At 53.7% G+C, this 13,786-nt stretch carries 12 protein-coding genes and 2 pseudogenes; 9 read left to right on the top strand and 5 right to left on the bottom strand.

All coding sequences use genetic code 11. The features are described 5' to 3' along the window. Positions 1–3: 3 nt before the first annotated feature. From ACZ1HF_RS00505 to ACZ1HF_RS00490, 4 genes and pseudogenes are all read right to left on the bottom strand, one after another. A pseudogene (locus ACZ1HF_RS00505) lies at positions 4–842 on the bottom strand (arsenate reductase/protein-tyrosine-phosphatase family protein). 632 nt (positions 843–1,474) lie between these two features. Then, positions 1,475–2,107 carry a tyrosine-type recombinase/integrase gene (locus ACZ1HF_RS00500; protein WP_472655672.1) on the bottom strand — a complete coding sequence of 211 codons (633 nt, stop codon included), beginning with the start codon at positions 2,105–2,107 and terminating at the stop codon, positions 1,475–1,477. Positions 2,108–2,718: 611 nt separating this feature from the next. Beyond that, positions 2,719–3,375: a transglycosylase SLT domain-containing protein gene (locus ACZ1HF_RS00495; protein WP_472658941.1), complete on the bottom strand. Its 657-nt coding sequence runs from the start codon at positions 3,373–3,375 to the stop codon at positions 2,719–2,721. 5 nt (positions 3,376–3,380) lie between these two features. Beyond that, positions 3,381–4,064: a transglycosylase SLT domain-containing protein gene (locus ACZ1HF_RS00490; RefSeq protein ID WP_472655671.1), complete on the bottom strand. Its 684-nt coding sequence runs from the start codon at positions 4,062–4,064 to the stop codon at positions 3,381–3,383. Positions 4,065–4,374: 310 nt separating this feature from the next. Here ACZ1HF_RS00490 and gatB point away from each other — a divergent pair, with 310 nt between their 5' ends. Together gatB and ACZ1HF_RS00480 are read left to right on the top strand one after the other, a co-directional pair. After that, entirely contained in the window at positions 4,375–5,889 is a 1,515-nt protein-coding gene (gatB, locus tag ACZ1HF_RS00485; protein WP_472655670.1) for an Asp-tRNA(Asn)/Glu-tRNA(Gln) amidotransferase subunit GatB, read from the top strand. A 115-nt stretch (positions 5,890–6,004) separates the two neighbouring features. Further along, a complete protein-coding gene (locus ACZ1HF_RS00480) occupies positions 6,005–6,457 on the top strand; it encodes a DUF4177 domain-containing protein (protein ID WP_472655669.1) in 453 nt (150 codons plus the stop codon). Between the two features lie 12 nt (positions 6,458–6,469). Here the strand turns inward: ACZ1HF_RS00480 and ACZ1HF_RS00475 are convergent, their stop codons facing one another. Then, positions 6,470–6,730 (bottom strand): BolA family protein, encoded by a 261-nt coding sequence (locus ACZ1HF_RS00475; protein ID WP_472655668.1) that lies wholly within the window; start codon positions 6,728–6,730, stop codon positions 6,470–6,472. A gap of 76 nt (positions 6,731–6,806) precedes the next feature. Between ACZ1HF_RS00475 and ACZ1HF_RS00470 the strand changes: the two genes are divergently transcribed. From ACZ1HF_RS00470 to ACZ1HF_RS00440, 7 genes and pseudogenes are all read left to right on the top strand, one after another. Then, on the top strand, positions 6,807–7,451 hold the full coding sequence (locus tag ACZ1HF_RS00470; RefSeq protein WP_472655667.1) for a J domain-containing protein: 645 nt from the start codon (positions 6,807–6,809) through the stop codon (positions 7,449–7,451). A 144-nt stretch (positions 7,452–7,595) separates the two neighbouring features. Further along, positions 7,596–8,582 (top strand): cobaltochelatase subunit CobS, encoded by a 987-nt coding sequence (cobS, locus tag ACZ1HF_RS00465; RefSeq protein WP_472655666.1) that lies wholly within the window; start codon positions 7,596–7,598, stop codon positions 8,580–8,582. Between the two features lie 103 nt (positions 8,583–8,685). Beyond that, positions 8,686–9,111: a hypothetical protein gene (locus tag ACZ1HF_RS00460; protein ID WP_472655665.1), complete on the top strand. Its 426-nt coding sequence runs from the start codon at positions 8,686–8,688 to the stop codon at positions 9,109–9,111. Further along, a pseudogene (gene cobT / locus ACZ1HF_RS00455) lies at positions 9,108–10,987 on the top strand (cobaltochelatase subunit CobT). The gene ACZ1HF_RS00460 and the pseudogene cobT overlap by 4 nt, the downstream one beginning before the upstream one ends. Then, a complete protein-coding gene (locus ACZ1HF_RS00450; protein WP_472655664.1) occupies positions 10,987–12,771 on the top strand; it encodes an aminopeptidase P family protein in 1,785 nt (594 codons plus the stop codon). Before cobT ends, ACZ1HF_RS00450 begins: the two are co-directional and overlap by 1 nt. A gap of 73 nt (positions 12,772–12,844) precedes the next feature. Continuing rightward, the gene (locus ACZ1HF_RS00445) at positions 12,845–13,186 is read left to right on the top strand and encodes a DUF427 domain-containing protein (protein WP_472655663.1); all 342 of its coding nucleotides are present in this window, start codon (positions 12,845–12,847) and stop codon (positions 13,184–13,186) included. Beyond that, entirely contained in the window at positions 13,173–13,760 is a 588-nt protein-coding gene (locus ACZ1HF_RS00440; protein WP_472655662.1) for a hypothetical protein, read from the top strand. Before ACZ1HF_RS00445 ends, ACZ1HF_RS00440 begins: the two co-directional genes overlap by 14 nt. Positions 13,761–13,786 lie beyond the last annotated feature (26 nt).

Here is a 13,786-nt window from a genome sequence, read left to right as displayed (position 1 = left end):
GGTCTATCCTTTGTCGTTCATTTGGCCGATGTCATCCACGGCCCTTTGCAGGGAAATACGATCAAGCGACGCAATGGGCAGCGCGGTAAACCCCGTCATGCGGTTGCGCAACGCACCATAAGTCTGACGGAACGCGAGGCTTTTTCTGCATCCGTGCCCTCAACCTTAACCGGATCAGGCAGACCCCAGTGGGCACTGATGGTCTGCCCCTGCCACGCGGGGCATTCCTCATTGGCAGCCTTGTCACAAACGGTGAACACGAAATCCAAGGCCGGCGCATCTTCGGTCTGAAACTCTCCGATGTTCTTGGCGCGCAAAAGTTCAACGTCATGTCCGTTGTGCTCCAACACTTCCAACGCGAATGGGTTTAGCTCCGATTTCGGCTTGGTGCCTGCGGAATAGACGTTGAAGCGATCCGGCGAGAGGTCGCGCAGGATGGCTTCGGCAAAGATCGACCGGGCCGAATTGCCGGTACAGATGAACAAGACGTTGAACTTTTGATCCTTCACTTCAGAACTCTTACTTGTGGCATCATGATCAAAAGGAAGACAGATTTCGGGTCGTCCCCGACAGCAGTCATGAAGAAGAAACCCGATTGTCGCTTGCGTCGCCTCAATATCCACCGCGTAGCGCAGCGATGTGCCGACCCGCTCTTGGCTGATCAGACCGGTTTGCATCAGTGCGCCCACATAAGTGGAAAGCGTATTGGGCTTTAGGTCCAGCGCATGCGCCAATTCGGTCGCAGGGACGCGATCAGGGTAGCGGCGCATAAGCAGCCGGAACACGGCAAGACGTTGCGGATGTCCAAGCGTTGAAAGTCGATCGGGAATCAGTTTATCCATAGTTCATGAATAATTGAATTATGGATCGGCGCAAAGTGAAGGTTTTGTGACACTGAGCCCGTGGCTCGTTGGAGAAAATCTCTGTGAAGAGTTGCGGATACGCGATCTAGAGCTAAGTGATGCGCCGAGAGACCGTTGCTTCCCCGTCCGCGACATCAAGCTGAAAAGCTAGCCCTTTCGGGTCACTGTATCCAGCCACCTGACGATTTCCTTTTGAGGTGCTCCCAAGAACTCTGCAGGTTGCCGAGGATCAAATATGTGCTTCTTTGGGTCAAAAACGCTTGGTCCGCGCGCAGTTCTCTTCTTGACCCAAACAGCAGCAATGCGGTTCGCTTCATCCATTTCCGCAACATATCTGTCCATAGCTTACCCACTCCCCAGTATGTAACGCTTTCATGACGCTAAAATACTTGGAACGATTCGAGAAGTATCCCAGCGGTCCGGGGTCTGTCCCGGATGCGCCTGGACCTTTGAGCATGCGTTCGCGATTGGGACCAAATACTGATAATGCACGGACCCGGTCCGACTGAAGCACTAGATCTGTGCATCCACTACGACCTGATGGTCATATTCCAGTGAGGCAGACCTCACCAAGACCTCGGCGAACGGCCAGCACCGTTCGCCGAAATCGCTTAAATGTCGATGCGCTCTGCGATTGTCAGAGCGTCTTCTAGTTCGACACCGAGGTAGCGCACTGTGCTATCGACCTTCGTATGGCCAAGCAAAAGTTGCACTGCGCGCAGGTTGCCGGTCTTGCGGTATATCTCCGCGGCTTTAGTCCGGCGGAGTGAATGGGTGCCGTAGCCGCTCGGCTCCAATCCAATCATTGTCACCCAATCACGGACAAGCCGACCATATTGACGTGTTGAGATATGCGGGCGGTCGTGGAAGCGGCTCGGAAACATGAAGCGGCAACCGATCATCTCCGGTGACCTCATCCAAGCAATGACGGCATCCCGCGTGTTTTCAATCAATTCAAACTGAACCGGCTTTTTGGTCTTGCTTTGGATAATCGAAACACGTTCGCGAACGCGATCATCTTTGACCAAGTCGGTCACGGTGAGTTTGACCAGATCGCAGCCCCGTAACTTACTATCAATCGCTATGTTGAACAGCGCTAGGTCGCGAAGGTCGCCCGCAAGTTCGAGGCGCGCGCGGATTGCCCAGACTTGTTTGGGAAGCAGCGGCCGTTTCTGCCCGATGATCCGCCCTTTGTTCCAGGCTTTGCGCTTAGGGGTAACTGCAGGAAGTTGGACTCTTGGCATGATTTGCCCTCCAATCCTCCCTCCAAGCCCAGTCGTCAGCACTGCGCTGACACCAAAAGCATAGCATTGGATTGAATGGCCGTCCTTGGCCGCGCGTGCAGGCGGTATTTCTAAGACAGCATGGCGCCGCAACAAGCCAGACTTGATCCTTTCGCCTTTTATCTTGGCTGCGATTTGTTTGAATGACCACTTTTCCTGCTGCGCGGCAGCACCGAAATTTATGCCGTTGCAGCATTATCCTTGCTGCACGCGCGCGCAGCAAGAAAAGCGAACTCACAGAATGGGCTGATTGTGTTGAAAAACTCCAAAATCTGACGGCTGCATTTTTCTGCCAGATTCCGTTGCGGCGGCCAACTTGAAACCAAGTGCCCAGTGAAGGCTCTGAGAGCCTCGCACGTCGCCAACGCTGATCTTAGGCCGACCCCCTAAACGAATTTTTGAAGTGGACCTCTATAGGCAAGTATTTGACCCACTTTGACGAAAATCGGAGTTTTTCAACACAATCGGCTCCTTTGGCCCATTCGCCGCGCCCCGCACGGATGGCAGCTTTTCTTAATTTGGGTCACTGTCACGATCAGAAGGTCAAATTTATCAAACGGCCCACATCGCGGTTACTCCGAAATCAGCAAAGACATGGGCAGCGTAGCATCCGTCGCCTTGTCCCGCGTTGCGAATGTTGGTGTGCAATAGGGTTGCTGACGCACATAGCTTGCCATTTCCGCCCGTTTGTCGCGGCGCGTCATGGGGCCCCAATCTGCGCCAATCCCTGCAGAGCGACCGTTTTTCAGGGCAATGGCGCCGTCGCGAATGACTGTCGTTGACATAATGCGTATGGCACAACTCAGATTAGCCGCGCCATCTTTCAATGCTTTACCGGATTGCGCGCGGCATCCATAGCCGCGGGCCGTTGAGGGCTGGATTTGCAACAAACCAAACCAACGCCCACCGCCACCGACGGCTAACGGATTCCATGTGCTTTCATGCTTGGCCAGCGCTGACAGCAAACCTGTCCAAAAGGCTGCGCGTTTGTCTGGGCCATTCTGCGCATAGGCCGGGCACCAATCGCCAATGTCTTCAGGTACCGTGCTAAGCAATTGAACGCCATGCGTTGTTAATGCGGCTTTGGACGCTTCGCTCCATTCCGCGCCTTGAGGCAGATGGTTCCACCGCGCCTCGGGCAGCGGTGCGCGCGTAGCTTCCGGTTCAGACTTTGTGCCGCAGGACATAATTAAAAGGCCTGCTGACACAAGCAAAGCCGTCACTTTCATAGTCTTCATGGAGCAAAATTCTCTGTATAGTCCAGACTGGAGGCTGCTTGCGCTTCAACACGCGCCGGTCTCGGAACTGGTCGAACAGTATCGAGTGTCCGACAATATTTCTGTTCCCGTAGGTAGGACGCCATTTCGGCCCGTTTCGTGCGTTTCGTCATTGGACCCCAATCTGCCCCTACGCCGGCAGAGCGGCCGTTTTTCAGCGCGATGACGCCATCACGTGGAACAGTCGTGGCCATAATCCTGACAGCGCAGCTCAGATTGGCAGAGCCATCCTTCAGCGCTTCACCAGTAACCGCCCGGCACTTATATCCCCGCGCAGTCGCTGGCAGGATTTGGGTCAACCCGAACCAGCGCCCGCCACCGCCAACAGCGCGCGGCTTCCACGTGCTTTCATGCTTGGCCAGGGCCGATAACAACCCATTCCAAAAAGCCGCGCGTTTGTCAGGGCCATTTTGCGGATAGGCCGGGCACCACTCGGCAATATCTGCGGGAACCATCTTGATCAGCGGCTTGCCATGGCTTTTGAGCGCGGAAAGGGTGGTACGGGTCCAAAGATGCCCTTCCGAGCGGAAATCCCAGCGTGCGCGTGGGATATAGTCAGGCTTTGGCGTCGGTTTTGGGATAGGCTGCACCACTTGGGTCCGAGCCGTATTCAGGACTGAGGGCGGAGCAGCATGTAACACGCTTTCCGCCCAAGCAGAGGACCCATAGCAGAGGGTACAAACTATGAAAAAATATCTCAACATTCGGCGGATGTTGCCCCAAACGGCCTCTAAAGAGCAAACACCATAGGCCGCAAAGCGCTTTTTGCTATTTAACATGCTGTAAAATATAAGAAAGCCTACACCTATTCGGAACGGGCAGGACAACAAGTCCACAAGCTGTGGCATAGAATCACCTCGCAGATTGGCCGTGATGATGCAGAGCAAAACATTGCACTTGCCAGCCGGTTTGGCTAAGCGAACCTCAGATATAAAATTTAGAGGCCACACCATGCTTGATCTGACCTACGAGACGCCGAAACCCAAAGTCATCGCGGGCGCGAAGCAGGATTGGGAATTGGTCATCGGCCTTGAGGTACATGCACAGGTTGCGACAAAGGCGAAGCTTTTCTCAGGCGCTTCGACACAATTCGGCGCTGAACCCAACTCAAATGTATCGTTTGTTGATGCTGGCATGCCGGGTATGTTGCCCGTCATAAATGAGGAATGCATTGCACAAGCGGTGCGCACTGGTCTTGGTCTGAATGCCGATATCAACCTCTATTCCGCCTTTGACCGGAAGAACTATTTCTACCCCGACCTGCCACAAGGCTACCAGATTTCTCAGCTTTACCACCCCATCGTGGGCGAGGGCGAAGTGCTTGTCGATATGGGCCCGGGCATCGCACGTGTTGTTCGGATTGAGCGGATCCATCTTGAACAGGACGCGGGTAAATCGATTCACGATATGGACCCGCAGATGTCATTCGTCGATCTGAACCGCACTGGCGTGGCCTTGATGGAGATCGTGTCCCGCCCAGATATCCGTGGCCCTGAAGAAGCTGCCGCCTATGTCAGCAAACTGCGCCAGATCATGCGCTATATCGGGTCATGTGACGGAAATATGCAGAACGGCAACCTGCGTGCAGATGTGAATGTCTCGATCTGCCAGCCCGGCGCTTATGAGCGATATCAGGAAACCGGCGATTTTTCACACCTTGGCACACGTTGCGAGATCAAGAACATGAATAGCTTGAGGTTTATCCAACAAGCTATTGAAGTTGAAGCAAAACGCCAGATTGCCATTGTTGAAGGCGGCGGTAAGATTGACCAAGAAACCCGTCTTTATGACCCAGACAAGGGCGAGACGCGGTCGATGCGCTCCAAAGAAGAGGCGCATGATTATCGCTACTTCCCCTGCCCGGATTTGCTGCCTTTGGAAATTGAACAGGCGTGGATCGATGATCTGAAATCCAGCCTGCCCGAACTGCCCGACGAGAAACGTGCGCGGTTTATGGATGGCTATGGCCTGTCCGAATATGACGCCTCTGTGCTGACGGCAGATGTCGAAAACGCTGCCTATTTCGAGAAGGTGGCCGAAGCCTCTGAGGGTAAGCTCGCCGCAAATTGGGTGATCAATGAACTGTTCGGACGACTGAAAAAGGATGACGACAAAGGTATCACGGAAAGCCCGGTCAGCCCTGAACAATTGTCCGGTATCATCGCGCTGATCACCAAGGGTCATATCTCTGGCAAGATCGCTAAAGACCTGTTCGAAATTGTCTACTCCGAAGGGGGCGACCCGGCGGAAATCGTTGAAACCCGCGGGATGAAACAAGTGACCGACACGGGCGCTATTGAGGCCGCCGTGGATGAAATCATCGCAGCCAACCCTGCACAGGTCGAAAAGGCCAAAGCCAATCCGAAATTGGCAGGCTGGTTTGTCGGTCAGGTCATGAAGGCGACCGGCGGCAAGGCAAACCCAAAAGCCGTGAATGAGATCGTGGCGAAAAAGCTGGCAAGCTGATATAATTTGACAGACCGTGACAGCTTGGCATCAATGGTCCGATTGATAAAAAATCGTTGTTGGCGAAATGAAAGCTCCACGCTAGAAGACAATTTGTCATGTTGGACGAGGAATCATGTCACAGTTTGAGTATTCAGTTATTCCATCCCCCCGCAAAGGCAAATCTGCCAAGGGTGTGAAAGGCACGCCCATGAAACTTGCCAATGCCTTGTCGTCTGTCATGAATGATATGGCTACGGAAGGATGGGAATATGTTCGCGCAGACACCCTGCCCTGCGAAGAGCGTCAGGGCCTGACCGGTAAGACCGTTAACTATCATTCACTTCTAGTCTTCCGTCGCCCTCTTGCTGAAAGCTCTGCAGATGAAGCTGCAACTCAGGAAGTCCTTGGCCTGCCACCCCTCAGAGAAGAGCCAAAGCTCGTGCGGGAAGAACCCGAGACATACGAGCTGTATGAAGAAGAGCAGGAACAGATAGACACGACCGAACATCAGTCTGAGCAAGAAGCCGGAAACGATGTTGCAGACAGATTACGTTCTGTCTTTGCATCCCAACGCAACTCAGCCTAACGGCTTGCCGCGTTAGGGCGCAGAAATATCAAGCGCAAGCGCGTGTATACGCCCTATGATGTCTTTGCCTATCGCTTCGTGAACTGCACGATGTCGCGCAAGACGGCTTTGCCCAGCAAAAGCGTCGGACACGATACGCACCTGAAAATGGCTTTCGCCACCCTCTTGATACCCTGAATGCCCCCTATGGGCCTCACTGTCATCGATCACTTCCAACTCAACCGGCGCAAAGGCCTCGTGCAATTTGGCATGAATCTGCTCAACAACGCCCATGATTTTCCATCTTTCCTCTTCACCTCTGCACAGAACACTCTAAACTCAAGCGTCCTGAGTCGAGAAGGTATTTTCCATGACTGGTCGTGCACCCTTTGATCCATTCGAATTTGACATATCTGTTTCCACCGACAAGAAACGCCGTGCCAAAGGCAGGCGGGGCATGTCTGGTGCCGTTGAGACATCCCAGCGCGTTTGTGAGGCACCGGGATGTGATGAGGCGGGAAAATACCGCGCGCCCAAGTCGCCAGACGTGCTTGATGATTATTACTGGTTCTGCAAGGAGCATGCCCGCGAATACAATCTGAAATGGAATTTCTTCGAAACCCATACGCAAGAAGAGATGGAGCGTCAGATGGCCTCTGACAAAGTATGGGAACGTGAAACCAAGCCTTTCAAAAAAGGCGAAGAGCAACGCGCATGGTCCCGCCTTGGTGTTGATGACCCGATGGCCGTGCTGGGTGAAAATGCAACCCGCAATCCCGGCAAGCGTTCCGGCGATGTAAACAGGAAGTTGCCACCGACAGAACGGCAAGCGCTGGAGATCCTTGAAGGCAAGGCCAACATGAACAAGTCAGAGCTTCGTAAGCTCTACAAGTCTTTGGTGAAAGATTTGCACCCCGACATGAATGGCGGCAACCGCGCGGATGAGGACCAGTTGCAACAGGTCGTTTGGGCTTGGGATCAAATTAAGGACAGCCGCAATTTCGGAAATGACTGACTGCCTATTGATAGACAGTTAATTTTAACGCCAACATCTCTGCGGCAGGATTACGCATTTTCAACCCCGCCTTGCCCTTGCCCTTCCCTATTATATGTTGCATTTCATCGCAGAGCCGAACCCTGGCGTAGAGGACATTTGAAAATGGCAGACGGAAGCATGGATATCGGCGCAAAACCAACGGAAGATATCGCGGTTCGTGACGTCTTCGGGATCGATAGCGATATGAGCATCAAAGGATTTGCCGATCGCTCTGACCGTGTGCCTGACCTCGACAGCACCTACAAGTTTGACCATGACACGACGCTGGCAATTCTTGCGGGTTTTTCCCACAATCGCCGCGTGATGATCCAGGGTTATCACGGCACTGGCAAATCCACCCATATCGAACAGGTGGCCAGCCGTCTGAACTGGCCTTGCGTGCGGGTCAATCTCGACAGCCATATCAGCCGGATTGACTTGATCGGAAAAGATGCGATCAAGTTAAAGGATGGCGTTCAAGTCACTGAATTCCAAGAAGGTATTCTGCCTTGGGCTTTGCGAAACCCGACTGCGATCGTGTTCGACGAATACGATGCAGGCCGCGCCGATGTGATGTTTGTCATCCAGCGAGTGCTGGAAGTTGACGGCAAGCTAACCCTGCTTGACCAGAACAAGGTGATCGAACCGCACCCCTATTTCCGTATTTTTGCAACGGCCAACACGGTCGGCCTTGGCGATACAACTGGCCTTTATCATGGTACGCAACAAATTAACCAAGGCCAGATGGATCGCTGGTCACTGGTTGCAACACTCAACTACCTGTCGCATGATGCCGAGGCTGCGATCATCTTGTCCAAAGCGCCGACCTACAATACTGCCGAAGGCCGCAAGACCATTGGCCAGATGGTTACGGTTGCCGACTTGACGCGCACCGCCTTTATGAATGGCGATTTGTCGACCGTGATGAGCCCACGGACAGTGATTGCCTGGGCGCAAAACGCGCAAATTTTCAAGGATGTCGGCTACGCCTTCCGCGTGTCCTTCCTGAACAAATGCGACGAGCTGGAGCGCGAAACCGTGGCCGAGTTCTACCAACGCTGCTTCGACGAGGAACTGCCAGAAAGCGCAGCTAGCGTGAGCCTTGGCTAGTAGAGTATCAGCCATTGTCGCAACGATTGCTTTAACGCTACCGGCCGTAGCGCAGGATGTTGACCAGCTATACGACCTAACGAACGCTGTCTGGCCTGATGCTGTGAAAAACAAAACAATAGTCAGCCAATGCGCCGGTTTGCTGCGGTTTTACATCGATAACCAAGACCCAAAATTGAACAGCACGACTTTGGACAGGCAAGAAGCACTATCTGAGGCCGTCATTGCCGAGAAGAGAGAGAAATTTCTGGCGCAAACTGAATTGGAGCGTGAGATGGCTCAGTATTTTGGTGGCCTTCGTGAGGCCATGGAAATTGCTGATGGGGTAAATCCAGAACATGCTAATTATGCACAAGGTCTTGCAACTATGTTTTATACTCAGATTTATCGCTCAGTCGAGGTCGCCTCAATTGAGGAAACAGGTCAGGCCTGGAAGAAGGGAGACCCCTTTAAAGTCATGTTTGACGCCCACAAATACGCCTGCACAAAAATCTATAATAGGCGGGAAGAAATCGGGCCCGCGAAATGAGCAAACCAAACGACAACCCTGCTGATCCGTTCAAAAAAGCCTTGGCCGAGGCGACTAAGACGCTTGCCAATGACCCCGATCTTGGCGTCAGCTTCAGTGTCGATCCGCCCGGCATGACCAACGATCAGGTCCGCCTGCCCCAAGTCACACGCCGCATGACCAAGGATGAAGTGTTGCTGGCCCGCGGAACCGCCGACGCCTATGCCTTGCGTCGCCGCTTTCATAACCCGACCACAAACAACCGCTATCTGCCTCAGGGCAACATGGCGCGTGAGCTCTATGATGCGATGGAAACGGCCCGTTGCGAAGCGATGGGCGCACGTACCATGCCTGGCACGGCTGGCAATATCGACGCGAAGATTGGCTCCGAAGCGGATCGCAAAGGTTATGGCCAGATCACCGAGCCCGGTCAGGCACCTCTCTCAGTGGCCGCAGGTTATCTGATCCGCCATCTTGCGACAGGGCGCGACCTGCCTGCTTCGGCGCAGAATGTCATGGGGCTTTGGAAGGATTTCATCGAACAATCCGCTGGCGGAACGCTCGAAGACTTACAGGATGTGCTCGACAACCAATCGAAATTCGCCAAATTCGCCCGCCAGATCATCGACGATCTGGGTTATGGCGATCAGCTTGGTGATGACCCTGATCAGATGGATGACGATCAGGAAGACGAGGCCGAAAGTAACGAGCAGGAAGAAGATCAGGACGATAGCGCCAATCCTGATAAAGAGGACGATTCCGAGGATGCGGAAGCCGCGCCAGAGCAATCCCAGGATGAACAGCAAGATGCCTCGCAGGCAACCGTTCAGCATGATGACATGGCCGATGCTGAAATGGGCGACGAGGCAGAAATGCCCGAGGGCGATGCGCCGATGGACCCACCGCCCCCCCGCCGCATTCCGATGCGGACCCGAACTATATCGTCTATTCCACTGAATTTGACGAAGAAATCAGGGCAGAAGATCTGGCCGAGCCGCAAGAGCTTGAACGCCTGCGGGCCTATCTTGATCAACAGTTGGACCCGCTGAAAGGTGCCGTGTCACGCCTTGCCAACAAATTGCAACGCCGCCTGCAAGCACAACAAAACCGCAGTTGGGAGTTCGATCTGGAGGAAGGTATTCTGGATGCAGGCCGACTGGCCCGTGTCGTCGCCAATCCTACAACGCCTCTATCCTTCAAGCAGGAAAAAGACACCGAGTTCCGCGATACCTGCGTGACGCTTCTTTTGGACAACTCCGGGTCCATGCGTGGTCGTCCGATCTCTATCGCTGCGATCTGTGCCGATGTTCTGGCGCGCACGTTGGAACGCTGTCAGGTGAAAACAGAAATTCTGGGGTTTACCACCCGCGCCTGGAAAGGCGGCCAAGCCCGCGAGAACTGGCTGAACGAAGGCCGCCCACAACAACCCGGGCGCCTCAATGATCTGCGCCACATCATCTATAAATCCGCTGACGCGCCATGGCGTAGAACGCGGCCCAATCTGGGCCTGATGATGAAGGAAGGCTTGCTGAAAGAAAACATCGATGGCGAGGCTTTGGAATGGGCACACAGACGAATGATAGGTCGACCTGAATCGCGTAAGGTTCTGATGGTCATCAGCGACGGGGCGCCGGTGGACGACTCAACTTTGTCCGTTAACCCTGCAAATTACCTGGAGAAACATCTGCGCGATGTGATCGAGATGGTGGAACGGCGTAAAGCCGTGGAGCTGATCGCCATCGGCATCGGCCATGACGTGACCCGCTACTATGATCGCGCCGTGACGATCACGGATGTAGAACAATTGGCGGGCGCAATGACCGAACAGCTCGCAGCCCTGTTCGACAGTGATCCAAGGGCACGGGCCCGCATTATGGGGATGAAACGGGCCAGCTGATGTTTCAGACATTCGATGCGACAACCTCGCCCCTGCAAGGTCCTCCACGGCTTGCGGCCTTACGCGCGCTTCTGAAACAGGAAAAGCTCGACGGGTATATCGTACCGCGCGCCGACGCCCATCAAGGCGAATATGTCGCCCCCTGCGATGAACGGCTTGCATGGCTGACAGGATTTACAGGATCAGCCGGGTTTTGCGTTGTTCTGTCTGATATCGCTGGTGTCTTCATTGATGGCCGCTACCGCGTTCAGGTCAAAGAGCAGGTTGATACCAAGCACTACACGCCGGTGCATTGGCCCGAAACCAAACCTGGTGACTGGATAAAGGACCATTTGTCCGAAGGCGTGATCGCTTATGATCCATGGCTTTTCACCAAAACCCAGGTTGACGAGATCAAAGAGGCTTTGGAAGACACCGCCATCACGCTTGAGGCCCGAGCACAAAACCTGATTGATAGCATATGGGAAGACCGCCCTGCCCGCCCGATGGGTACGGTTGAAGCCTACCCGGTTGAGCTAAGCGGTCAGCGCTCACCAGACAAACGTGAACAGATTGCGCAAACGCTGCGGGATGCGGGTCAGAAATGTGCCATTCTGACTCTGCCCGATAGTATCTGCTGGCTTCTCAACATTCGCGGCACCGACATTGCGCGCAACCCTGTCGTGCAGTGCTTTGCCATCATCCATGATGATGCGCATGTTGATTTGTTTATAGAAGCAGAACGCGTTGCCCATCTGGGACCAGACCCCAATATTGCGATCCTCGCGCCCGAGGCTTTTTCCACCAGCATAACCAGTTGCAACGGCCCAATTCGTGTGGACAAAGCGACCGCGCCGCAAGCGATTACCGACCTGATTACCAAACAGGACGGTGCTGAGCTAATCTACGACGAAGATCCCTGCATCCTGCCCAAAGCCTGCAAGAATAATGTCGAGATCAAAGGCACCCGCACGGCCCATCTGCGTGATGCAAAAGCGGTGATCAAATTCCTGGCCTGGCTGGATGCCCAGACCCCCGACAGCTTCACCGAGATCGACGTTGTCACAGCGCTTGAAGGGTTCCGCAGCCAAACCAACGCCCTGCGCGACATCAGCTTTGAGACCATCGCCGGCACTGGTCCAAACGGGGCCATCGTGCATTACCGTGTTACCAATGACACCAACCGGACGGTCGCGGATGGCGACCTGCTGCTGGTTGATAGCGGCGGACAATATGTGGATGGCACAACCGACATCACCCGCACCATTGCCATCGGCACGCCCACACATGAGCAACAGGAATGTTTCACCCGCGTGCTGCAAGGCATGATTGCGATCAGCCGCGCACGCTTCCCAAAGGGTCTTGCCGGGCGCGATCTGGATGCGCTCGCCCGTGCATCACTATGGATGACAGGCCGGGATTACGACCATGGAACTGGTCACGGCGTCGGCGTATATCTTTCGGTGCATGAAGGCCCCCAACGCTTATCGCGCATCTCACACGTGCCTCTGAAGCCCGGCATGATCCTATCGAATGAGCCCGGCTATTACCGCGAAGGTGCCTTTGGTATCCGCATTGAGAACCTGATCGTGGTACAACCTGCCCCACCTCTTGGCGATAACCGTGATATGCTCTGCTTTGAGACGATTACTTGGGTTCCCATTGATCGCCGGTTGATCCTGATTGAACTTCTCAACGCTGACGAACGTGATTGGGTCAACGCTTACCATGCCGAAATCCGGGAAAAACTGGATATCACAGGGCCAGAGGCCGATTGGCTGCAACAAGCCACCGCACCAATTTAGATACCCTGTGGCCTTGCAAAGTGACACAAGCCTGTCATGTTCCCGGTCTACCTGTATTTTTGGAGGAGTCCCCATGGCTGACCATATAAAACTGCGCAAAGCTTCCGGCACCTATTCGATCCGTGCAGGCGGGGCGGTTCTGGGGGAAAGCTCCAACGTCATTGAGCTGAGCGAGGGCAGCTATGCCCCCGTCCTTTATATCCCACGCGCCGACCTAGCGATGGCCTTCTTTGATCAGACTGACCATAGCACCCATTGCCCTCATAAGGGCGATGCGACCTATTTCACCATTCAGGCCAAAAGCGGCCCGATCAAGAACGCAGCATGGTCTTACGATGCGCCCAAAGCTGGGTTGGAGCAGATTGCCGGGCATCTTGCCTTCTACACTGACAAAGTTACGGTTGAGCAGATTTAAAGCTTTTGAGAACACTGCTCCCAACTTAAAAACGGATTGGATGCAAATCGGATTCAAAAAGGGAACTGTCTTAAAAATGACACCACCCAAGCATCGTAGCTGGTTTAGCTATTTTTTGGAAAATTATGGTGGGCCAGCGCTATTCTGCGCAGCCTTGTCGTTATTTTTTATTGGCCAAAGCTTTCAAAGTGACTGGTTAGCACGGTCTTTTAACGAACGCGGGGTAGAAGTCACCGCAGAGATCGTTGATCGGGATATACGATCTCCTGATGACGACACTGATTTTTATTATGTAACTTTTAGATATACTGTGTCTGGTGTCACGTATGAAGAGACCCGAGTTGTGGGCTCCGGATATTATGAAGATCATCCAAAAGGCGTTTCAACACAGATTATGTATTTGCAGAATGATCCAAGCACAATTCAGGTGCATAAAAATGAGAAACAGTCAGAAACTAAGGCAAATTGGTTTGTGGCAGGTTTGCTGGGTGTAATTTCAGTTATCGTATCTCTTTATGCAGCAGTGCGTGCATCCATACTGATAAAATCCCAGCTTTCGCCTTTTAAGGACTGAATACCTGGAAAACAATAAATTTGGGG

It is taken from the genome of Litoreibacter sp. GN1-5 (assembly GCF_055693805.1).
This window is presented reverse-complemented; position numbering and strand designations above follow the sequence as displayed.